We start from the raw sequence: 21,572 nt of genomic DNA on the forward strand, positions 1-21,572 counted from the left end.
GGTTCAGACTCCCAGGTCGGGCTCGGCGGCCTTGCGGACCGCGATCCAGTCATCGAGCTGGCCCCGGATGGCCTCGTCGAGGTGGGGCTGCTCGTAGTCGGCCAGCTTCCGCTTCCACTCGGCGTTGGCCCGCTCGATCGAGGTGAGCGACCCCTCGAGCTCCCACTGCTCGAAGCTGTTGATGTCGGACAGGTCGGACACCCAGAAGGCCGACTCGAAGTTGGCCATGGTGTGCGCCGAGCCGAGATGGTGCTGGCCGGGACTGTTGGCGAGCATGGGATCCATGGCCTGCCCGTTCTCGCTCAGGTCCACCCCGCCCACCAGTTTGGCCATCATGGAGATCTGGTCGGCGTCCAGCACGAACTTCTCGTATCCCATCGTCAGGCCGCCCTCGAGCCACCCGGCGGAGTGCAGCACGAAGTTGACCCCGGCGCCCAGCGCGGGCAGGAAGGTCATGAAGCTCTCGTAGGCCGCCTGGGCATCCGGGATCTTGGAGGCGGTCAGGTTGCCACCCGAGCGGAAGGGGACCCCCAGCCGGGCCGCCAGCCGGCTGACCACGTAGAGGACGAGCGCGGGCTCGGGGGTGCCGAAGGTGGGAGCGCCGCTCAGCATCGACATTGAAGCGGCGAACGAACCCATTATCACCGGCGCACCGGGGCGTACCAGCTGGGTGAAAGTAATGGCCGCCATGGCCTCGGCGAGCGTCTGGGTGGCGGTGGCCGCCACCGTGACCGGCGACATGGCGCCGGCGATGATGAAGGGGGTGACCAGCGCGCACTGGTTGTTCTCCGCGAGCACCTTCGCCGAACCCAGCATGGCGTAGTCCCATTGCATCGGGGAATTGGCGTTGCAGAGCCCGAGCAGGACCGTGTTGTCCCGCACAAAGTCCTCCCCGAAGACGATCTTGGCCATGTCCACCGAGTCTTGGGCCCGATCGGGCGTTGTCACGGAGGACATGAACGGCTTGTCGTGGAGCACGATATGGCTGCGGATCATGTCCAGGTGCCGCTTGTTGACCGGCAGGTCCACCGGCTCGCACAGCGTTCCCCCACCATGGTGCAGCGCGGGGCTCATCTGGGCCAGCTTGGCGAAGTTCCTGAAGTCCTCGATGGTGGCGTAGCGCCGCCCACCGTCCAGGTCGCGCACGAAGGGAGACCCGTACGCCGGGGCGAACACGATGTGCGGATCCCCGATCGTGACGGATCGCTCGGGATTGCGGGCGTGCTGGATGAAGGAACTGGGCGCGCAGCGGCCGATGATCTCCCGGCACATGCCCCTCGGAAAGCGCACCCGTGCGTCCTGGACGTCGGCGCCGCCCTCGGCGTAGATCTCCAGGGCCTCGGGAAAGTTCACGATCTCGATGCCGACCTCCTCGAGCAGGGTGTCGGCATTGTGTTCCATGAGCTCGAGTCCCTCCGCCGAGAGGACTTCGGTGGGGGCCAGGCGTCGGGTCAGGAACGGCTGCTGCTCGATCACCCGGGCCGTCCGGAGGGCGTGGCGCGCCTCCCTTCCGCCCCCTCTTCTTCTCCTGCGGGCGCTCATCGATCCTCCTCTCCGCGCCGCCCGACCAGGGCCGCGGACCGCCTGGCGTTCGCGCCCGGTCTCCTGCGGCTCCTGCGGCGGCGACCGCCGCCGGCCGGCCCGGACGAGACGATGCCCGACAGGTCCACCTTACGGGCAAGCTGGGGGTATGCGGCCGTGGCGTGGGGTATCCCCATGGCTTCCACGAAGTGGCGCTGGAAACCGGGCGCCACCGCTGTCTCGATCTTCTCGACCTCGCGCACCAGCGCTTCTATCTCGGCCCGGGCGGACCCGCTCAGCAACGCCATCGTCGCCCCGGTCCCGGCCGCGTTGCCCGCAGCGGAAACCCGGTCCGGGTCGCAGTCGGGGATCATCCCGAGCACCATGGCGTAGATGGGGTCGATATGGCTACCGAATGCGCCGGCCAACCTGATCTCGTCCACCCGGTCCACGCCGAGGCGGTCCATCAGGAGCCGGACACCGGCCTGCAGCGCCGCCTTGGCCAGTTGGATGGCCCTTATATCGTTCTGCGTGATCATTATCCGGCTGCTCCGCCCCGGCTCCCGGTACAGCAGGTAGGCCGCCGACCTTCCGTCGGCGACGATCCGCTCGCTGCGACCACCGTCCTGGATGAGGCCTTCGGCCGACACGACCCCGGCGAGCACCAGTTCGGCCACCGCCTCGATGATGCCCGATCCGCAGATGCCGATCACGCCGGTCCCGGCCACTGCGTCCCCGAAGCCCTCCTCGTCCGACCACAGATCCGACCCGATCACCTTGAAGCGGGGTTCTAGCGTCCGGCCATCAATCCGCACCCGCTCGATGGCGCCCGGCGCGGCGCGCTGCCCGGAGCTGATCTCGGCGCCCTCGAATGCGGGTCCGGTGGGGCTGGACGCAGCCAGCAGGCGGCCGGCACTGCCCAGCACGATCTCCGCGTTGGTGCCCACATCCACGAGCAACTGGATCGCCCGGCCCCGGTGGGGGCCCTCGGAGAGGATGGCGCCGGCCGCGTCGGCGCCGACATGGCCCGCCACGCACGGCAGCACGTAGAGGCGGGCGCCCGGATGGGCCTCCATGCCGATCTTGGATGCGGTGATGCGGACCGCCTCGTCAGTGGCCAGGGCGAACGGTGCCACGCCCAGGTGATAGGGGTTGAGGCCGAGGACCAGGTGGTGCATGATCGGGTTGCCGACCAGGGCCACCTCCAGCACCGAGTCCCGGGTCCGACCCGCCTGCTCGACCAGGTCGCCGACCATGTCGTCGAGGGCCGAACGGATCGCCGAGGTGAGAACCTCCTGACCCTGCTCGTTCATCATCACGTAGGAGACGCGGCTCATCAAATCCTCGCCGTAGCGGATCTGCGGGTTCATCACCCCCGACGAGGCCAGCACCGCGCCGGTGGAGAGATCGCACAGATGGCCGGCCACCGTGGTGGATCCGACATCGATGGCCACTCCTAGCGGGCCGTCATGGAAACCCGGCCACACTCCCGTGACGGTGTCTCCGTCGTGAACGGCCACCGTCACCGCCCATTGGCCGGTCCGTAGGGCTTCCTGCAGTCCTTCGAGCACATGATGATCGACCTTCACCCCGGAGATTCTCCATTGCCGGTCCAGGGCCTCGAGCACCCTGGAAAGGTCGGATGCCTGGCGGTCCATGTCGGGAGGCTCCACCTCCAGGTAGTGAAGGCGCACCACCGGATCGACCGGGATGTCGACCACCTCCGCCCGCTTGCGGACCACCTGGCGGCGCACCTGGCTGTAGGGGGGGACGTCGATGACCGCGTCGTCCTGGAGACGGGCCGCACAGGCGAGGCGGTGACCGGCGCGGAGCGGGCGGCGGCCCCGGTAGCCCAACTCTTTGGCCTCGGGAAGGGACAGCCGGTGCCCGCCGGCATCTATGCCCTCGGCGGCTGAGCTGCCCAGCGTTACCTGGCAGCGGCCGCACAGCCCGCGCCCGCCGCACACCGAGTCCACATCGACCCCGAGACCACGGGCTGCGTCCAGCACCGTGGCGCCCGGCTCGACCCTGCCCCGCCTGCCGGAGGGGGTGAACACCACCTGTAGGGTCCGGTCATCCATGGGTCGGGCCTGTCAGGCCCGGGCGGGACGGCGCCGGCCGCTGCGTCGGCGGGCGCGCCCTCCGGGGGAGGGTTGCCGGAAGGCGCGGATCCACCGGGCGCAATCCTTGTCGTTTCCCATGAGCACGTCCGCCGCCTTGACGGCCTGTGCTATGTCCGACTCGAGCGGGTTGGTGATGGCCGAGGTGAGACCGTTGGCAATGGCCATGGTCAGGAATGCGCTGTTGATGCCGTGCCGGTTGGGGAGTCCGAAGCTGATGTTGGAGGCTCCGCAGGTGGAATTGACCCCCAGCTCGTCCCGGAGCCGATGCAGGATATCGAAAACCTGGCGGCCCGCGTACCGGAGCGCGCCGACCGGCATCACGAGCGGGTCCACCACAACGTCCTCGGGCGGGATTCCGAAACTGGCGGCCCGTTCCACGATCTTGGCCGCCACCCGGAAGCGCACCTCCGGATCCTCGGAGATCCCGGTCTCGTCGTTCGAGATGGCCACCACCGCCGCCCCGTGCTCGGCCACCAACGGAAGGACCCGCTCAAGGCGTTCCTCCTCACCGGTCACCGAGTTGACCAGGGCCTTGCCCTGGTAGACCGACAGACCGGCCTCCAGCGCCTCGACGATGGAAGAGTCGATGGAGATGGGCACGTCGACCAGGGACTGGACCAGCTGGATAGCCTCGGCGAGGATGGCGGGCTCGTCGGCGAGCGGGATGCCCGCGTTGACGTCCAGCATGTGGGCCCCGGCGGCCACCTGCGCCACGGCATCGGCCTCCACCCGGCTGTAGTCCCCCTCCCGCATCTCGGCGGCGAGCAGCTTGCGGCCGGTCGGGTTGATCCGCTCCCCGATCACCACGAAGGGCTGGTCCGGACCGATGACCACCTGTCGGGTAGCGGAGCTGACCACGGTTTGGATCATGCCGGCTCTCCTGCGGCCGGGGCCTCGTCCAGGCCGCCGTTGGACGCGATGCGCCGGACGCGATCCTTCGGGTATTCCATCTCGATCCGGGCAGCGGCGGCCTTCGCCTCGGCCTCGACGTCCTCCCCGCAGGGCTCCGAGGTGCGGCGCCACTCCTCGATGTACTGGTCGTAGGTTTTCTTCCCGGCCACCATCGCCGCTCGGTCAATTGCCGCCTGGAACCGGGGCGGCAACTCCACCGCCATCTTGTTCCGGCCTGACCGGGCGGTGACCTGGGCCGGAATGTCACGCCAGTAGATGACGATCAGCTCGGACCGGGAACGCTGGTTTCGGGAGACACCCCGGCGGCTGGTCATGGCCGGTCAATCCTGGCGCTGGTGCGATTCGCCACGATGATCAAGCCGCAGGCCAGGAGACGAAGGTCTCCAGGCCGGTCGCCAGCTCGCCCAATCCCACCTGCTTATGGTGGTATTCGAGCCCCAGCCTGCGGGCGGCCTCCTCGGCCTTCGCTCGCAATTCCGGACCGTCGAACTGGGAAAGGTACACCAGCTTGCGGTAGTTCCCGAAGTACATGTCGCGGAGCTGCGGATGGCGGTCGAGTCCCAGGGACTGCCAGACGAGGCGGTCGAAGTGCCGGGTGAGGAAGTCGGTCAGGTAGAAGGTGCCGAGCTCCGCCTCATGAAGATCGTGGAATACCGGCCGGGTGGCATAGAACTGGTAGCAGTGGGCGCCGGGGAGGCGCTCCACGTTCTCCCACCGCTCGAGGAGCGTATCCAGATGGCCGCCGGTGCCGCAGTCGGCATAACCGATGAGTATCCGATCGTATTGGGCCGCATCGGCCTGCAGACGGGCCTCCAACTCCGGCACGATCCGGTCGGGCGTGTTGTGGAGCCGGGCCGGCAGGCAGGCGAGCGACACATGGTCCCAGCCGTTGAGCCTGAGGAAGTAGAGGATCTCGGAGGCGAGCGCACCGCAGGCCAGCACCAGCAGCCGGGGCGGCCGGCTCCGTTCGCGCGTTTCCGACCCGGCCCGATCCGATCTCTCGTGGACCGCGGCTACCAACTCAGACCTGCTCGCTCATGAGGATCCGCTTCCTGGCAACCAGATCCTTGGCGGTCTCGGCGGCGACCGCGGCGTCCCGGCAGTAGGCGTCGGCGCCCACCGCCCGCCCGAACTCCTCGTTGAGGGGAGCCCCGCCCACCATGACGATGTAGTCATCCCGCATGCCCCGGTCGGCCAGCGTGTCGACCACCACCTTCATGTAGGGCATGGTGGTGGTGAGCAAGGCCGACATGCCGAGGATGTCGGGCTGGTGCTCCAGGATGGCGGCGATGAACTCCTCTACGTCGGTATTGATGCCCAGGTCGATGACCTCGAACCCGGCGCCCTCCATCATCATGGCCACCAGGTTCTTGCCGATGTCGTGGATGTCTCCCTTGACCGTCCCGATGACCACCTTCCCGACCGTCTCGGCGCCGGTCTCCGCCAGGAGCGGCCGTAACACGGCCATCCCGGCTTTCATGGCGTTGGCCGCCATCAACACCTCGGGGACGAACAGGATGCCGTCCCGGAAGTCGATACCCACGATGCGCATCCCATCGACCAGGGCATCGTTCAGGACTTCCGAGGCCGACCAGCCGCGCTCCAGGAGAATCCGCGTTCCGTCGTCGATCTCCTCGGCGAGACCGTCATAGAGATCGTCATGCATCTGCTCGACGAGCTCGTCGTCGGGGAGGGTTCGAAGGTCGAGTTCTTCTTCAGTCATGACGCCAGCCTCGGGAGAGAGGAACCGGATCGTCAGGATGTCCGGGAGCATCGGATCAAGAGCCCGGACGTCCCACGATGCGGAACCGTGCTACATCGCGGAACATTCTACCCAATCGCTCCAGCAGAGGGCGGATACTTTCCGAGTTACTCGTACGGTGGGATGATCGTGGTCGGAAATCCCGCGAAGCCGGCTCCGGGCGTGGCGGCGGGGGCCGCGAATACGGCGTCTTGGCGCACGAAACTCGCGGCGGATCGGTAAGATTGTTCCGTATCGTAAGAAGGTTCCGCATCGTGGAACCGATCGGAGCGAAGTCAGGCAGAGGAGGAGGGCATGAGCGACTTCCCATCCAGCGCTCGGGTAGTCGTGATCGGCGCCGGAATCGTCGGTAACTCGGTGGTCAAGCACCTTGCTGCGCTCGGCTGGCGCGACATCGTCCAACTCGACAAGGGCCCCCTCCCCAACCCGGGCGGATCCACCGGCCACGCCTCCAACTTCATCTACCCGGTGGACCACAACAAGGAGATGGCCCACCTCACCCTCGACAGCCAGGAACAGTACGAGGAGATGGGTGTCAACACCGTGTCGGGAGGGCTGGAGGTGGCCCGGACCGAGGCCCGCATGCACGAGTTCAACCGCCGCATGACCTCGGCCAGATCGTGGGACATCGATAGCCGGCTGGTGTCTCCGGCGGAGGTCGAGGAGTTGGTCCCCTTCATCGACCCGAGCGTGATCCTGGGCGGCTGGTACACCCCGAGCGTTTCGGTGGTGGACTCGCTGCGAGCCGGAACGCTGATGCGGGAGTATGCCCAGGAGCTGGGCGCCCTGTCGGTCCATCCCAAGACCGAGGTACTCGACATCGAGACCGCTCGGGGCCGGATCAGCGCCGTGGTCACCGACAAGGGACGGATCGCCTGCGAGTGCGTGGTCATCGCATGCGGCGTGTGGTCGCCGCGCCTGGCGGCCATGGCCGGGGCCTCCATCCCGCTCACCCCGGCGGTCCACCAGATGATCGACGTGGGCCCTCTCGAGGTCCTGTCCGCCACCAACAACGAGATCGGATACCCGATCGTGCGGGACATGGACACCTTCTGCTACGAGCGCCAGACCGGCGGCTCCATGGAGGTGGGCTCGTACGCCCACCGGCCGATCTTCCACCACCCCGACACCATCCCGTCCATCGAGGAGGCCCGCCTCTCGCCCACCGAGCTTCCCCTCACCATGGACGACTTCGACCCGCAACTCGAGCAGGCGCTGGAGTTAATGCCCTTCCTGGGGGATGCCGAGATCAAGTACGGCATCAACGGACTGCTCTCGTTGACCCCGGACGCCATGCCGTTGGTGGGCGAGACGCCCGAGGTCAAGAACCTCTGGTCGTGCGCTGCCATCTGGATCAAGGAAGGTCCGGGCACCGGTCGGGCTCTGGCCGAGTGGATGACCCAGGGCTACCCCGAGATCGACCCGCACGCCTCCGACATAGCCCGCTTCTACTCCTACATGAAGACGGAGCGCCACATTCTGGCCCGGTGCTCGGAGCACTTCAACAAGACCTACGGGATCGTCCATCCCCGCGAGCAGTGGGATTCGAGGCGGAACAGCCGCATCAGCACCCTGCACGCCACCACCTCGGCGCTCGGGGCCGTGTACTTCGAAGCGGGCGGCTGGGAACGGCCCCACTGGTACGAGTCGAATGCCGGGCTGCTGGACGAATACGGCGACCGGATCCCCGAACGCCCCCACGAGTGGGACCGCCGGTGGTGGTCGCCCATCCAGAACGCCGAGCACCTCGCCCTTCGGGACCGGGTGGGCATGATCGACCTGACCGCCTTCGCGATCTTCGATGTCACCGGCTCCGGCGCCCTGCAGTTCATGCAGTACATGACCGTAAACCAGGTGGACCGGCCGGTGGGAAGCGGTATCTACACGCCGTTGCTGACCGAGGAGGGCGGGTTCCGCTCCGACCTGACGGTCCTGCGCATGGCCGAAGATCATTTCCGGGTGGTGACCGGCGGTTTCGACGGCGCCCGCGACGCCTACTGGTTCCGGAAATGGCTACCGGAGAGCGACTGCGTCACCTTCACCGACATCACCTCGTCTATCTCGACCATCGGTGTCTGGGGTCCCAACGCCAGGCGCCTGGTCGGGAAGGTCACCGACGACGACATCTCCCACGAGGGGTTCCCGTACGGAACCTGGAAGCACGCCACCATCGGGTCGATCCCCGTCACGATGTTCCGCATCTCCTACGTCGGCGACCTCGGCTGGGAGGTTTACACCAGCATGGAACACGCCCCGATGCTCTGGGAGACGCTCTGGGAAGCCGGCCAGGATCTCGGAGTGGTCCCCGTCGGAGCGGGCGTGTACGGAACCACCGCCCGCCTGGAGAAGGGCTACCGGCTCATGGGCGCCGAACTCGAGTCCGAGTACAACCCGGTCGAGGCCGGCCTGGCCCGGCCCAAGGTCAAGAAGGCCGACTTCGTCGGCCGGGAGGCCTACCTGAGGGCTCGGGACGAGGAACCTGCCGCCGTGTGCTGCACCCTCGCTATGGACGGCCATGTGTCGACCTCCGGCACCGCCCGGTTCCCGATGGGCGGGAACGAGCCCATCCTCACCCTGGAAGGCGACCGGATCGAGGACCGGAAGGGTCGGGTATCGAGAGTGACCTCGGCGGGGGCGGCGCCCTCCCTCGACACCTACCTGCTCCTCGGTTACCTACCGCCGGAGTTCGCGCAGGAGGGTCGCCGGCTCCAGGTCATGTACCAGAACGAACTGTTCCCGGTAACGGTGGCCCGCGCCGGGTCCAGGCCGCTATTCGATCCTGACGACGTCCGGATGAAGAGCTGAAGGGGTAGTTGGGGTCTGCCGTGCGGATTCTGGTTTGCGTCAAGAGGGTTCCGGCCCCGGGAGCGAAAATTGTCCTGACCCCCGATGCTCAGGACATCGACGCCTCGTTGCTGGGCTTCACGATCAGCCCCCACGAGGAGTGCGCCGTCGAGGAGGCGGTCCGGATAGTCGAACGCGAGGGCGGATCGGTAACCGTCATGACGCTGGGTCCGTCCGAAGCTGAGGAGCAGCTGCGGGCGGCGGTCGCGGTCGGCGCCACCTCGGTGGTCCTGCTACCGAGCGACATTCCCGACTGGGACCCGGTTTCCACCTCCCGAGCCCTCGTCTCGGCCCTCACCGGGCTGGAGGAGGAGCAGGGTGAGCCGTTCGACCTCATCCTGTTCGGCAACGAGTCCGCCGACTCCGGCGGCTACCAGGTGGGCATCCGCGTGGCTCGGTCGCTGGGACGCCCGATGGTGACCGGCATCAAAGGCATCGACACCGGCGAGGACTCGATCTCGGCCCGCCGTGAGACCCCATCCGGCTGGGAGGTGTACCGGTTGCCGTTGCCCGCGGTCGTGGGAGTGAAGGAGGGCATCAACCTACCTCGCTACCCCACCTTGAAGGGACGGATGTCGGCCCGCCGGGCGCCGGTCACGACGATGGAACCCGTGGCCGGATCGAGCGGCCAGTCGAAGGTGATGCTGATGACCCCGCCCGACGCGGGATCGGCTGTAGAGATCCTCGGCGAGGGCCCGGAGGTGGCGCCGGCCATCGTCGACATCATGGAAAGCCTGGGCCTGATATGAGTGTCGTCCTCTACCTCGTCGAGCATGACCGGGGCCGGATCGACGAGACTGTGCTGGGCGGCATGACCGGCGCCCGGCTGCTGGCGGAAAGCCTGGGCGCGGATCTCCACGCCGTGGTGATCGGCACCGGCGCGGCAACGGCATCCGAAGGCCTGGATGCCTACGGCGCCGGACGCATCCACCTGGTGCGCCACGATCTCCTCGCCGACTACGGCCCGGACGCCTGGGCGGAGAGCCTCGCCCAGCTCGCCAGGACCACGGGAGCCGGCGCGGTGATCGCCACGGGAACCGATCGCGGCAACGAGGTGATGGCCCAGGTCGGCGCCCGGACGGACCTGGCCATGGTGGCGAACTGCCTGGAGATAGAGCCGGACGGCGACGACTGGCTGATGACCCGGGTCCGGTGGGGCGGCAGCCTCCGCGAGCGGGCCCGGCTGTCCGCGCCCGTCAAGCTGGTGACGCTCGCCCCCCACAGCACGGAGGCCACTCACGCCGGCGAGTCGGCGGCCGGAACGGTCGCGGAGTTCAACCCGGAGCTGGACGAGTCCGACGCCGTGACCATGGTGGTGGACCGGGTGACCGTCTCGGAGGGCATCACCCTCGCCACCGCCCCGGTGGTGGTCAGCGGTGGGCGCGGGGTGGGGAGTGCCGAGGCCTTCGACATCATCGAGGAACTGGCTGACCTGCTGGGAGGAGCGGTGGGTTGTTCCAGGGTGGTCACCAACAACGGCTGGAAGAACCACAAGTTCCAGGTGGGCCAGACCGGTACGGTGGTCGCCCCCGACCTCTACATCGCCTGCGGCATCTCCGGCGCCATCCAGCATTGGGTGGGAATGATGAACGCCAAGAACGTCCTGGCCATCAACATCGACAGCGACGCTCCCATGGTCACCAAGGCCGACTGGGCCGTGATAGCCGATCTCCACCAGGTCGTCCCGGCAATATCGGCCGAGATCGCCCGCCGCCGCACCCTCGCCGCGGAGTCCGGTTGATAGTTGGTAGTTGATAGTTAGTAGTTGACGGTAACGAATCCACCGCTACAACTACCAACGGATCGGTCCCTCGCGTAGGACGACCGGGGGGTCGCGGGTCAGATCGACCACGGTCGACGCCTCGCCTCCCCGCCGCTCGCCCTCCAGGTACACCGGCACCCGATCGCCGAGGAGTTCCCGGGCCTGGATACTGTCCAGCGCCGGCGCCGACCCGCTCGGGTTGGCGCTCGTGACCGCCAGGGGACCGGATCCCGCCAGCAATCCCCTCAGGAGGTCGTGATCCGGGATCCGCACCGCCAGCGTGCCGCGTTCGTGATCCCCTACACCTGCCGCCAGCGACACCCTGGCGTTCAGCACGGCGGTGAGCGGCCCCGGCCAGTGGAGTTCGACGAGTCGCTTCGCCGCCCCGGTCCAATCGACGAGTCCGTCGACCTGCTCGAACGAAGCCGCCAGCACGGCCAGCGGCAGGCGCCGCCCACGCCCCTTGAGCCGGAAGAGAGACCGTACGGCCTCCTCGTTGGCAGGATCGACCGCCAAGCCGTACACGGTGTCCGTGGGCACCCCTACCACCTGGCCTGCCCGCAGCGCGACCAGCGCCGCGTCGAGGCTCATGCGGCGATTCTGGCGATCAGGAACCGGTCCCGCCCGGTCAAGTCCGGGAGAATGCTCGCCTCCCAAGGCGGATCCCTGAACGCCCAGCGAATCTTGGTCCCCTGCCGGTCGCCGATCTCGGCGACCAGTACACCGTCGGGCGCCAGCCACGACGGCGCCTCCGACGCGAGGTACCGGAAGACGTGGAGCCCGTCGCCGGCCACCAGGGCCAGGCGGGGCTCGTAGTCCCGGACCTCGGGAGGCAGCCTGAGCCACTCCGAGTCCGAGACGTAGGGAGGATTGGTGACGATCAGATCGACCTCACCGCGTAACGACGGATGGAGCGCGGCGAGGCGATCCCCCTGGCAGAACTCGGCCTCCACCTGCAGGAGGGCGGCGTTGAGCCGGGCCAGATCAAGGGCGTCCTGGCTGATGTCGGTTGCGATGACACGCGCCGCCGGCCGCCGGTGGGCGATACCGATTGCCAGGCAGCCGGAGCCGGTGCCCATATCGACCACGGTGCATGCGCCGTCGGGAATCAGATCGAGGGCCTTCTCCCATAGCTGCTCCGTCTCGGGCCGGGGAATCAGCACGCGGTGGTCCACCAACAGTTCGAGGGGACCGAACTGCACCGTTCCCTCCAGGTACTGGAGCGGCATCCCGGCCGAGCGCTGCTCCATCAGCCGGTAGAACATCTTCACCGTGGACCGATCGACCACGATCCCACCCAGCAACTCGGCACGAGGTCGGCCGGTGATGGCAGCGAGCAACCGCACCACCTCGTGGGATGGCAGGCTGCAACTTCCGATCAGAAGCCTGGAGTTGACGCCGCCGACCGGCAGCCGCCCGTGGCCGTTCGCTGCTCTCGCACCGCGCAGGCCTACCGATCCCCGTGCTTCGGGCATGTCCTAGACCTCGTGAATCCCTAGACGCAAACCCCGGGACGGGATATCTATCATCGTTGAAGGAGGCAGTCCGGCCGCCCGAAGCTCGGCCGCCAGAACTGCCAGCGCTGCGGCCGGATTCGTATCGGACATCTCCACGTCTATCGCGCCTTCCGATGCCCCGATCACGGAACCGGACCGGCCGAGACAGCTCTGCACGATCTCCTCGATGGCCTCGGCGGGGAGGTCGGAATCAGGCGGAAAACGAACGAAGAAGATCACCGGCCGGCCATCCGCCGGGTGGCCTGATCCGATGTGAGAGCGTCGACGAAATCGGACAGGTGACCGTCGAGAACGTGCGTGAGGCGCCTGATGACGAGGCCGATCCGGTGATCGGTCACCCGGTTCTCCTTGAAGTTGTAGGTCCGGATCTTCTCCGACCGATCCCCGGTGCCGATCTGCGACCGCCTGCCCGCCGCGCGTTCGGCGGTGCGCGCCAGGTGCTCTTCCTGGTACAGCCGGGCGCGGAGCACCCGGAAGGCCTTCTCCTTGTTCTGGAGCTGGGACTTCTCGTCCTGGCAGGTAACGACCAGGCCGGTGGGCAGATGGGTGATCCGGACCGCCGAATCGGTGGTGTTGACGGACTGCCCGCCCGGCCCCGACGACCTGAACGTGTCCACCTTGACGTCGCTCGCGTCGATCTGAACATCAACCTCTTCGGCTTCGGGCATCACGGCAACCGTGGCCGTCGATGTATGGACCCGCCCCTGCGACTCGGTCTTCGGGACCCGCTGGACCCGGTGGACCCCGGCCTCGAACTTGAGCCTTGCGAATGCTCCTCTACCGGTCACGCCGAAGGTGACCGAGCTCAGCCCGCCCCCATCCGCGGCAGCGCTGCCCATCGGCTCCCAACCGAAGCCCTCCGTCTCGGCGAACCGCTGGTACATGCGGAGCAGGTCGCCAGCCCATAGGGCCGCCTCGGCACCCCCGGCCGCGGCCCGGATCTCCACGATGGCATCCTTGACGTCGTCCGGGTCGCTGGGCGTGAGCGCTGCCCTGAGTTCGGCGGCCAAGCGATCGGCCTCCTGCTGCCGGGCCACGGCCAGTTCGCGCAGTTCCCCGGCCAGATCGGGGTCCGTCTCGATATCGGCCAGCTCGATCGCTTCACGGGAGTCGTCGAGCGCCTCCTTCAACGACCGGAAGGACAGGACCAGCGGCCTGAGTTCGGCGTAGCGGCGGGATACCTCGCCGTACCGGACCGGGTCACCCAGCACCGTCGGATCGGCCAGCACGCTTTCGGCCTCCCCGTACGCCTGCTCGATCTCGGCTAACCGATCGGTAAGCGCCGGGTCCACCACTCCCTCCTACCTGCCGGTGGCGCTCAGCGCCTCGGGAATGATCGGACCTCGGCCGGCCACCTCATCCACCTCCTCATCCGTCAGAGCGAACAGCAACGCGGCGACCGCCACATCGATCATGTTCGTCTCGGGCACGCGGGTCGTGAGTCGCTGCAGCCACAGACCGGGGGCGGTGAGGATCCTCCCCACGGGCCGATCCGCCTGTGCTCCGCCCAGCTTGAGGAGCTCGTAGGAGATACCGGCCACGACCGGAATCAGCACCACGCGGCTCGCGATCAGGCCGTACCACGGAAGGCTGCCCACCAGGCTGAACACGACGATGGCGGTGAGCATGACCAGCAACAGGAAGCTGGTCCCGCACCGAGGGTGCTCCGGACGGTAGGCGGAGATGTGGTCCCGATCCAGCGGGTCCCCCGCCTCGTAGGCATGAATGGTCATGTGCTCGGCGCCGTGGTAGGCGTAGACACGTCCTATCTCGTCCCAGCGCCCGATCAACCACACGTAACCGACCAGAAGGGCGATCCGGATGGTCGCCTCGACCAGATGGAACACCCAGGACGAAGCCTCCAAGCCACCCCAGCGAACCACCAGGAGGGGCACGACGACAAAGAACGCCACGAAGAAGAGGGCGGCGATGGTCATGGAACCCGCCATCTGGCCCTTGGTGACGGGCTTCTCATCCTCGCCCACCGAACGCTGCCCCGACCACGCCAGGGCGCGGAAGCCCAGGGTGAGGCTCTCGCCCAATACCAGCACGCCCCGGACCAGCGGAACCCTGGCCCATCGGGAGCGCGAACTGAGCCTCGGCAGCCGGTGGCTCACGGCTTCAATCTCGCCGGAAGGGTTGCGAACCGCCACCGACCAGGCGGATGGCGCCCGCATCATCACCCCTTCGATGACCGCTTGCCCTCCAACGGTCGCTGCCGGGGACCCGGACATTTGCCGGCTGCCGGACAGGCTACGAACGCTCGCCCGCGTCTCCCCGACCGCGGGCCGTTCTGCCGTAACGCCGCTCGAAACGTTCCACCCGTCCCGCCGTGTCCACCAGCTTCTGCTTGCCGGTGAAGAACGGATGGCTCGCACTCGATATCTCGACCCGGGCCAGGGGATAGGTCTGGCCATCCTCCCAGACGATGGTCTCGTTGGTGCGGATGGTCGATCGGGTCAGGAACGCGAAGTCGACCGATGGGTCCTGGAACACCACGGGCCGGTATTCGGGATGTATGTCACGCTTCACGTGTCCTCCTGTTCGCCCTCAGGTTGTCTCGACATCGGCGGCCACCGCCTCGGCCGGGTCGCTTGCAAGCCACGGGATTATGCCACGTCCTCCCAGGCTAGATTCCGAAAACGGTCCCCGCCGGCGGCCGGTTTGCGCGCTAGTTGCGCGACCGTGCCACCTCTGCGAGGAAGTCGGCGTTGGACTTCGACGTTCTCAGCTTGTCGATCAACAACTCAAGCGCCGCCCCGGGCTCCAGGCCCAGCAGCACGCGGCGCAGCTTCCAGACCTGCTGGAGCTCGTCCGGATCGAAGAGGAGCTCCTCCCGCCGGGTGCCCGAAGAAGCGATGTCGATAGCCGGGTAGACCCGACGATCGGCCAGTCGACGGTCGAGGCGTAGCTCCATGTTGCCGGTTCCCTTGAACTCCTCGAAGATCACCTCGTCCATCTTGGAACCGGTCTCGACGAGGGCGGTTCCGATGATGGTGAGGCTCCCACCCTCCTCGATGTTCCGGGCTGCTCCGAAGAACCGCTTGGGGGGATAGAGGGCGGTGGAATCGACCCCACCGGAGAGAATGCGTCCGGAGGCCGGAGTAGCCAGGTTGTGCGCCCGAGCGAGCCGCGTGATGGAGTCCAGCAGGATCACCACATCGGTACCCATCTCCACCATCCGCTTGGCCCTCTCGATAGCCAGCTCGGAGACCTGGGTGTGCTCCTCGGCCGGACGGTCGAACGTCGAGTAGATAACCTCGCCCTTCACGGAACGCTGCATGTCCGTGACCTCTTCAGGCCGCTCGTCGACCAGCACCACCATGAGGTAACACTCCGGGTTGTTGACCGTGATCGCCTGCGCTATTTCCTTCAGGACGGTGGTCTTTCCCGCCTTCGGCGGCGAGACGACCAGGCCCCGCTGACCCTTCCCGATGGGAGCGATCAGATCGATGATGCGGGTGAGCGTGCTCCGGGACCTCCCGGGCACCTCCAGCCGTAGTCGGACATCGGGGAAGAGCGGGGTGAGATTGGAGAACTTCGGACGCGCGCGCGCCTCCTGCGGCGACATCCCGTTGCTCTTCTCGATCCGGGCAAGGGCCGGGAACTTCTCCTGGCTTCGCGGCGCTCGTACCGGGCCGCTCAGTACGTCGCCCTTCCTGAGGGCGAACTTGCGGATCTGTCCGGCCGAAACGTAGACGTCCTTCTCGCTTGGACGGTATCCCGAACACCGGAGGAACCCGTACCCCTCGGGAAGGATGTCCAGAGCGCCCTCGCGAACCTCGGCCGGGCCGTCCGGGACATGCCGGTCGGCGGGCCCTCGCCTCCGACGGCGCCTGCCGGCCGGGCCGGCTTTCTGCGGCCCGCGTTGACCGCGCGGTGCCCCACCATCCGGACCCCGCCGCGTGGAATGACCCCGGGCCGACGGGGAGCCGCGCCCACCATCCGAGGGTCCGGACCCGGCTTCGGCACTCCCGTTCTCCTTCGCCCGGCTGTCCCGGACAGTCGCATCAGGCAGTTCGACCTGCGGCGCCTCCTCCGTCCCATCAAAGCCGTCCGCCCCCATGATCGCGTCGATGAGTTTCGCCTTCTGGAGGCCATCGACCTCTATGCCGACCGCCGATGCGATGGTGCGAAGGTCCTTGATGTTCTTGGTCTGTAGCTCTGATCGGGTGGCCATTCTGGTTCCTCCGTGAAGTGCTCGCCCGACCAAGGGGTCGGGGGCGCCTGATGCCGACAATTCCGTCTCCGGGTGGACCGCTCGGGATCTCTGCACCGGACTCGCCGGTCCTTGGCGGACTGGACAAGCTCCTGGTTCCGGGTCTATTGGCGGGGCCACCACGGGCCCCGCCAAATCACTTTCGGGAGACCGCCGACACCCCTTACCGGGAAAACCGGAACGGGGGTTGAAACTTCCTGTGGCGGGATGTGGGCCGCCTGGCAAGCAGACAGGCGGTTCCCGGATAGTACCACACGGCACCGCGACTAGGTAGTCGGTGGTCGTGGGCGCTCAGGAGAAGCGGCTCCTCTCCCTGAGCAACCGGTGGATGGCGCCGAGGTCCCCGGGGATCCGGGTGACCCTTTCGGTGCGGTCAAGGATGCCCCTGAGCCCTGCAGGAGTGGGGGGTGGCCGGCCGAGAGCCCTCTCCACGGCCCCGGCGAACTTGGCCGGGTGGGCGGTGGCCAGGCAGACCACTGGGCCCTCCGTCGGCGTATCCCGGGCGGCCGCTATCCCGACCGCCGAATGCGGATCCACGATCCTCCCGGAAGATCGGTACACCTCCCGCATCACCTCCATCGTGTCTTCGTCGTCGTACCACCTCGATACGAAGAGGTCATCCGTCCCACCCATCACGGCCAGGGAGCCCTCCTCGCGCAGACGGATCATGGCCGCCGCAAGCCTTTCGCCGTCCCTCCCGAACAGATCGAACAGGAGCCGCTCCAGATTGGACGGAACCTGGATGTCCATCGAGGGGCTCAGCGTCGGGATCACGGTTCCGAGATCCAGCCGGCCCTTCCGGAAGAAGCCGTCAAGCACGTTGTTGGCATTGCTGCCCACGATCAGGCGCCGCACCGGCAGGCCCATCCGGGTGGCGGCATAACCCGAATAGACATTGCCGAAGTTACCGCTCGGAACGGCGAACGAGACCGGTCCGCCCAGGCGGGCTACCGCCCAGTAGTAGTAGGCAACCTGCGTGATGAGCCGGCCGAAGTTGATCGAGTTGGCTGTGGACAGCGACAGGTCCTCACGCATGCCGGGATCGGCGAACACCGCCTTGACCAGGTCCTGGCAGTCATCGAAGGTGCCCTCCACAGCAACGGCGTGGACATTGGGCGCGTCGATGGTGGTCATCTGCCGGCGCTGCACCTCGGTGGTCCGGCCCTCGGGAAACAGGATCACCACATCCACCCGCTCCCGATCCCGGAACGCTTCCATGGCCGCCGAACCGGTGTCGCCGGACGTGGCGCCGAGGATCATGGCGTTGCCACCGCGTTCGGCCAGGGCCACGTCGACCAACCGGCCCAGGACCTGGAGGGCAAAGTCCTTGAAGGCAAGCGTGGGACCCCGGAACAGCTCCATCAGGTACAGGTCCTGACCGAGCTCGACCAGGGGCGCCACCTCGGGGTGGCCGAAGCGAGCGAACGCCTCCCCCACCAGAGCCTCCAGCCGGTGGGTCGGCAACAGGTCGGGTGTGAACAGCCCCAGGACCGCAGTGGCCACCGCTGTGAAACCCGAGCCGGCCTCCAGGTCGGCGGGATCGAGCCGGGGCCATGCCTCGGGAACGTACAGGCCTCCGTCGGGGGCCAACCCGGCCAGGATGGCGGCCGGCAGGTCGACCGCCGGTCCCCCTCGGGTCGAGACCAGCCGGACCGACACTCAGGGCTCGTTGTTGTAGACCCGCATGACCGAATCCACCTCGGACACCACTTCGAGCCCGGCCAGCTCGGACGCCGCCAGGTGCAGGTCGCCCTCCGGGGACTCGTGCGTCACCAGCAGGAGGGTGGCCTCGTCGCCGCGCCCGTCCTGCCACACCGACTTGATCGACACGTCGTTACGCCCGAACACCGCCGCTATCTGGGCCAGCACTCCCGGGCGGTCCGCCACCGTAATCCGGAGCAGCCACTTGGTCGTGAAATCCGCCGCGTCCCGGAGGCGGCCCGATGCGAAGCGGATCCTGGATTTGACCTGCGTCCCGGCCAACCGCTCCCTGGCCGACATGATCACATCGCCGAGAACAGCCGTGGCGGTCGGCTCTCCCCCCGCCCCCGGACCGGTGAACAGCAGCTCGCCGATCGAAGGCCCGGACACGTAGATCGCGTTGGTGGCCCCCCGGACGGAGGCGAGAGGATGATCCAAGGGCACGAGCGTGGGATGGACGCGAACCGCGATGCCGCCGTCGGATTCCTCGGCGATCGCCAGCAACTTGGGGATGTAGCCGAGCCGCCGGGCGAACACGAAGTCCTCGGTCCGGAGGTCTTCGATACCCTCCCTGGTGACCTGCGAACCGTCCACCCAGGTCCCGAACGCCAGGCTGGCCAGGATGGCGGCCTTGGAAGCCGCGTCGCCGCCGCCCACGTCCGCGGTGGGATCGGCCTCTGCGTATCCCAACTCCTGCGCCGCGGCCAGCACCTCCTCGTAGGCGATCCCCTCCTCCGCCATGCGGGTCAGGATGTAGTTGGTGGTGCCGTTGACGATTCCGAGTACTGAAGTGATCCTCTCCCCGGCCAGCGACTCGGAGAGGGGACGGATGATCGGGATGCCCCCTCCCACGGCGGCCTCGAACAGGAGGGAGACGCCGGCGGCCTCGGCGGCGGCCAGCAGGGGGCGTCCCCGCGAGGCCATCAACTCCTTGTTGGCCGTCACGACGGCCTTGCCGGATTCGAGAGCTCTCATCATCAGGTCTCCCGCCGGATCCAGACCCCCCATGACCTCGATCACGATCTGGACCGTCGGGTCGTCCACCACATCGCGAGGACGATCGGTCAGCAATCCGGGAGGAATCACGATCCCCCGATCCTTGGCGAGGTCACGGACCGCGATCCCGCGTACCACCAGGTCAAGGCCTGTCTTGGCTGCGATCGCGTCCGATTCGTAGATGAGCCGGCGGATCAGGGCGCTCCCGACCGTTCCGGCGCCCAGGAATCCGACACCGATCTGCATGCTCATTCTGTGCTCCCATCCATGGCTGGGAGGGTACTTAAAAACGTCCGGTTGGCCGGTATGAGGCAACGAGACCCCAAGTCGAGGCATCGCACAGGCCAAACCATCCACGTCTCTTTCAGCACCCTCCTAGACGACCATCGGTTCGGCCTCGTTCAACGTTCTTTGACCCGCCAAGACCTCGTCGAGTGTCTCCCGGCGCACCACTTCCCGCACCTCACCGTCCTTGACGAACAGGACCGGAGGACGAGGCAGCACGTTGTAGCGGGACGACATGGCGAAGGTGTAGGCGCCGGCCGCGGGCATGGCGACCAGGTCGCCGGGCGCCATGGTCGCCGGTAGCAGGACCTCCTCGAGCATCACGTCTGTCTCGCACATCCGGCCGAATACGCGGAAGGGATGGTCCGCCGCCTGGTCGAGCCGGCCATCGGCCAGCAACTCGTACCGCGAGTCGTACAGGGCCGGTCTCGGGTTGTCGGTGAGACCCCCGTCCAGGGCCAGCATCTCACCGCCACCGGGCAACGGCTTGCGAACCCCGACCGTGTAGAGCAGCACCGCCGCGTTGGCCACCAGCGCCCGTCCCGGCTCCACCATCACCTCGACCGGTCCGATCCGCTCGACGATCTCCGGCGACCCGAGGGCTCGCCTCAGGGCGGCGGCGACCTCGGCCGGGCTGATCCTCGCGTCGGCGCGCAGGTACGGCGACGCCATGCCGCCACCCACGTCGAGAAGGACGGGCGTGGTGGCGAAGGCGGACCTGTTCCGTATCACCGTCGCCGCTAGCCGGTCCAGGATCCGGGCGTACAGCTCCGGGTCGGTTATGTGGCTCCCGGCATGGAGATGCAACCCTCGCAACCGGAGTGTTCCGGTGGCGGCCACCCTGGCTATGGCCTGGTCGGTGGCGTCCGGTGTCAGTCCGAACTTGGCGTGATCGCCGGTGGTGAGGACTTTCCGATTGGTGACCAGATCGACCGCCTCGTTGAGCCTGATCATCACGTCCACGGTCCGGCCCGCTGTCCGGGCCGCCCGGGCCAGCCGGTCGATCTCGCCCAGACTGTCGATGACCGTGACACCCACTTCCCCCGAGGCAGCCAGGTCGATCTCGGCATCGGATTTCAGATTGCCGTGTAGGAGGGTACGGGAGGCCGGAACCCCTCCCCTCCGGACGATGGCAGTCTCGCCGACCGACACCACATCCACCCACCAGCCCCGCGACGAGACCATCTCGGCCAGGGCCGGGCATATGAACGCCTTGGTGGCGTACACCGGCACACCGATCCCGCTGAAGGCGGCCGTGAATTCGTCCAGGCGCGCTTCGAGGTGGACCATATCGAACACGTAGGCAGGCGTTCCGAAGCGTTCGGCGATCGCGCTCAGCCGCACGCCACCGATCGAAGCTCGGTCGTTCCTTAGGTTCCAGGTCAAGGGAAGCACATCGCGCAGCGCCATAGCGAACCTTCTGGGGGAATGGGCCGCACCAGACTAGCCCTAATGGCGATACGGACCGCCATTACATGGCCGAGACTGCCGGCGCCCTCGGCAGGATTCGAACCTGCGCACCCGGCTCCGGAGGCCGGTGCTCTATCCCCTGAGCTACGAGGGCATGCTCGAATGCGGGCCGCGAAGCCTACCAGTCCCTGGCCCTGATCCTTCCCGTTCCCGACACACCGACGCACATCAGACCACTCCAACCACACTTCGCGAAGAGGTGCCGTGAAATAGCGAAACGCAGGTTTCGAACCGCAGCTCCCACTCCACTCACCATTCAGCATGCATGAACCCACCGTGAAGAATCGTGGCTCGCGACCGGACGTGCATGACAGCCGTGCACCGGCCTGTGCGGAGTTGGAAGGCCGGGGCGCGGTTCTAGGGGGAGAGAACGCGACACCCCGGCCGGATGGCAGGTGGGTATCCTGCCGTTGGTGGGTCAACGGAGTATAGAACAGCCGCCCGCGGTTGGTCAATAAGG

19 protein-coding genes and 1 tRNA gene are annotated in these 21,572 nt (G+C 67.4%); 3 read left to right on the plus strand and 17 right to left on the minus strand.

Features of this window, described 5'->3' with window-relative positions; genetic code table 11:
• Positions 1-3: 3 nt before the first annotated feature.
• Genes ACOQPD_RS05515 through ACOQPD_RS05540 form a run of 6 tightly spaced genes read right to left on the minus strand, consistent with a single transcriptional unit; the run spans position 4 to position 6,279 of the window.
• Complete coding sequence (locus ACOQPD_RS05515; protein WP_420613906.1) at positions 4-1,542, minus strand: trimethylamine methyltransferase family protein; 1,539 nt, start codon at positions 1,540-1,542, stop codon at positions 4-6.
• Positions 1,539-3,602: an ASKHA domain-containing protein gene (locus tag ACOQPD_RS05520; protein ID WP_420613907.1), complete on the minus strand. Its 2,064-nt coding sequence runs from the start codon at positions 3,600-3,602 to the stop codon at positions 1,539-1,541. Before ACOQPD_RS05520 ends, ACOQPD_RS05515 begins: the two co-directional genes overlap by 4 nt.
• Before the next feature lie 12 nt (positions 3,603-3,614).
• Complete coding sequence (locus tag ACOQPD_RS05525; RefSeq protein ID WP_420613908.1) at positions 3,615-4,514, minus strand: dihydropteroate synthase; 900 nt, start codon at positions 4,512-4,514, stop codon at positions 3,615-3,617.
• Positions 4,511-4,870 carry a virulence factor gene (locus ACOQPD_RS05530; protein ID WP_420613909.1) on the minus strand — a complete coding sequence of 120 codons (360 nt, stop codon included), beginning with the start codon at positions 4,868-4,870 and terminating at the stop codon, positions 4,511-4,513. The genes ACOQPD_RS05525 and ACOQPD_RS05530 overlap by 4 nt, the downstream gene beginning before the upstream one ends.
• 40 nt (positions 4,871-4,910) lie before the next feature.
• A complete protein-coding gene (locus ACOQPD_RS05535) occupies positions 4,911-5,576 on the minus strand; it encodes a DUF1638 domain-containing protein (protein ID WP_420613910.1) in 666 nt (221 codons plus the stop codon).
• A 1-nt stretch (position 5,577) separates the two neighbouring features.
• Positions 5,578-6,279: a corrinoid protein gene (locus ACOQPD_RS05540; protein WP_420613911.1), complete on the minus strand. Its 702-nt coding sequence runs from the start codon at positions 6,277-6,279 to the stop codon at positions 5,578-5,580.
• Positions 6,280-6,612: 333 nt separating this feature from the next.
• Between ACOQPD_RS05540 and ACOQPD_RS05545 the strand changes: the two genes are divergently transcribed.
• Genes ACOQPD_RS05545 through ACOQPD_RS05555 form a run of 3 tightly spaced genes read left to right on the plus strand, consistent with a single transcriptional unit; the run spans position 6,613 to position 10,903 of the window.
• Entirely contained in the window at positions 6,613-9,123 is a 2,511-nt protein-coding gene (locus tag ACOQPD_RS05545; RefSeq protein ID WP_420613912.1) for a GcvT family protein, read from the plus strand.
• A gap of 20 nt (positions 9,124-9,143) precedes the next feature.
• Positions 9,144-9,911 carry an electron transfer flavoprotein subunit beta/FixA family protein gene (locus tag ACOQPD_RS05550; RefSeq protein WP_420613913.1) on the plus strand — a complete coding sequence of 256 codons (768 nt, stop codon included), beginning with the start codon at positions 9,144-9,146 and terminating at the stop codon, positions 9,909-9,911.
• Entirely contained in the window at positions 9,908-10,903 is a 996-nt protein-coding gene (locus ACOQPD_RS05555; RefSeq protein WP_420613914.1) for an electron transfer flavoprotein subunit alpha/FixB family protein, read from the plus strand. The genes ACOQPD_RS05550 and ACOQPD_RS05555 overlap by 4 nt, the downstream gene beginning before the upstream one ends.
• A gap of 51 nt (positions 10,904-10,954) precedes the next feature.
• Here the strand turns inward: ACOQPD_RS05555 and ACOQPD_RS05560 are convergent, their stop codons facing one another.
• The 11 genes from ACOQPD_RS05560 to ACOQPD_RS05610 all read right to left on the minus strand — a co-directional run bounded on the left by ACOQPD_RS05560 (position 10,955) and on the right by ACOQPD_RS05610 (position 21,206).
• Positions 10,955-11,515, minus strand: coding sequence for an L-threonylcarbamoyladenylate synthase (locus ACOQPD_RS05560; RefSeq protein ID WP_420613915.1), 561 nt, complete (start codon positions 11,513-11,515; stop codon positions 10,955-10,957).
• Positions 11,512-12,399: a peptide chain release factor N(5)-glutamine methyltransferase gene (prmC, locus tag ACOQPD_RS05565; protein ID WP_420613916.1), complete on the minus strand. Its 888-nt coding sequence runs from the start codon at positions 12,397-12,399 to the stop codon at positions 11,512-11,514. The genes ACOQPD_RS05560 and prmC overlap by 4 nt, the downstream gene beginning before the upstream one ends.
• 3 nt (positions 12,400-12,402) lie before the next feature.
• Positions 12,403-12,660, minus strand: coding sequence for a hypothetical protein (locus ACOQPD_RS05570; protein ID WP_420613917.1), 258 nt, complete (start codon positions 12,658-12,660; stop codon positions 12,403-12,405).
• The gene (gene prfA / locus ACOQPD_RS05575) at positions 12,657-13,733 is read right to left on the minus strand and encodes a peptide chain release factor 1 (protein WP_420613918.1); all 1,077 of its coding nucleotides are present in this window, start codon (positions 13,731-13,733) and stop codon (positions 12,657-12,659) included. Before prfA ends, ACOQPD_RS05570 begins: the two co-directional genes overlap by 4 nt.
• Before the next feature lie 9 nt (positions 13,734-13,742).
• Positions 13,743-14,621, minus strand: coding sequence for a DUF1385 domain-containing protein (locus ACOQPD_RS05580; RefSeq protein WP_420613919.1), 879 nt, complete (start codon positions 14,619-14,621; stop codon positions 13,743-13,745).
• 73 nt (positions 14,622-14,694) lie between these two features.
• Positions 14,695-14,973, minus strand: coding sequence for a type B 50S ribosomal protein L31 (locus ACOQPD_RS05585; RefSeq protein ID WP_420613920.1), 279 nt, complete (start codon positions 14,971-14,973; stop codon positions 14,695-14,697).
• A 139-nt stretch (positions 14,974-15,112) separates the two neighbouring features.
• A complete protein-coding gene (gene rho / locus ACOQPD_RS05590; protein WP_420613921.1) occupies positions 15,113-16,621 on the minus strand; it encodes a transcription termination factor Rho in 1,509 nt (502 codons plus the stop codon).
• A 330-nt stretch (positions 16,622-16,951) separates the two neighbouring features.
• Positions 16,952-18,319 carry a threonine synthase gene (thrC, locus tag ACOQPD_RS05595; RefSeq protein ID WP_420613922.1) on the minus strand — a complete coding sequence of 456 codons (1,368 nt, stop codon included), beginning with the start codon at positions 18,317-18,319 and terminating at the stop codon, positions 16,952-16,954.
• Positions 18,320-19,609, minus strand: a complete 1,290-nt coding sequence (locus tag ACOQPD_RS05600) for a homoserine dehydrogenase (RefSeq protein ID WP_420613923.1) — start codon at positions 19,607-19,609, stop codon at positions 18,320-18,322.
• A 123-nt stretch (positions 19,610-19,732) separates the two neighbouring features.
• Positions 19,733-21,052, minus strand: a complete 1,320-nt coding sequence (gene lysA, locus ACOQPD_RS05605) for a diaminopimelate decarboxylase (protein WP_420613924.1) — start codon at positions 21,050-21,052, stop codon at positions 19,733-19,735.
• A gap of 82 nt (positions 21,053-21,134) precedes the next feature.
• Positions 21,135-21,206: transfer RNA gene (locus ACOQPD_RS05610), tRNA-Arg, on the minus strand.
• Positions 21,207-21,572: the final 366 nt, after the last annotated feature.

It is taken from the genome of Candidatus Spongiisocius sp. (genome assembly GCF_965221825.1).
GTDB lineage: Bacteria > Actinomycetota > Acidimicrobiia > Spongiisociales > Spongiisociaceae > Spongiisocius.

Coding starts and splice junctions, on each gene's coding strand:
- ACOQPD_RS05515 (WP_420613906.1), bottom strand. CDS start 1,542: ATGAGCGCCCGCAGGAGAAGAAGAGGGGGCGGAAGGGAGGCGCGCCAC.
- ACOQPD_RS05520 (WP_420613907.1), bottom strand. CDS start 3,602: ATGGATGACCGGACCCTACAGGTGGTGTTCACCCCCTCCGGCAGGCGG.
- ACOQPD_RS05525 (WP_420613908.1), bottom strand. CDS start 4,514: ATGATCCAAACCGTGGTCAGCTCCGCTACCCGACAGGTGGTCATCGGT.
- ACOQPD_RS05530 (WP_420613909.1), bottom strand. CDS start 4,870: ATGACCAGCCGCCGGGGTGTCTCCCGAAACCAGCGTTCCCGGTCCGAG.
- ACOQPD_RS05540 (WP_420613911.1), bottom strand. CDS start 6,279: ATGACTGAAGAAGAACTCGACCTTCGAACCCTCCCCGACGACGAGCTC.
- ACOQPD_RS05545 (WP_420613912.1), top strand. CDS start 6,613: ATGAGCGACTTCCCATCCAGCGCTCGGGTAGTCGTGATCGGCGCCGGA.
- ACOQPD_RS05555 (WP_420613914.1), top strand. CDS start 9,908: ATGAGTGTCGTCCTCTACCTCGTCGAGCATGACCGGGGCCGGATCGAC.
- ACOQPD_RS05560 (WP_420613915.1), bottom strand. CDS start 11,515: ATGAGCCTCGACGCGGCGCTGGTCGCGCTGCGGGCAGGCCAGGTGGTA.
- prmC (WP_420613916.1), bottom strand. CDS start 12,399: ATGCCCGAAGCACGGGGATCGGTAGGCCTGCGCGGTGCGAGAGCAGCG.
- ACOQPD_RS05580 (WP_420613919.1), bottom strand. CDS start 14,621: ATGATGCGGGCGCCATCCGCCTGGTCGGTGGCGGTTCGCAACCCTTCC.
- rho (WP_420613921.1), bottom strand. CDS start 16,621: ATGGCCACCCGATCAGAGCTACAGACCAAGAACATCAAGGACCTTCGC.
- ACOQPD_RS05600 (WP_420613923.1), bottom strand. CDS start 19,609: ATGAGCATGCAGATCGGTGTCGGATTCCTGGGCGCCGGAACGGTCGGG.
- lysA (WP_420613924.1), bottom strand. CDS start 21,052: ATGGCGCTGCGCGATGTGCTTCCCTTGACCTGGAACCTAAGGAACGAC.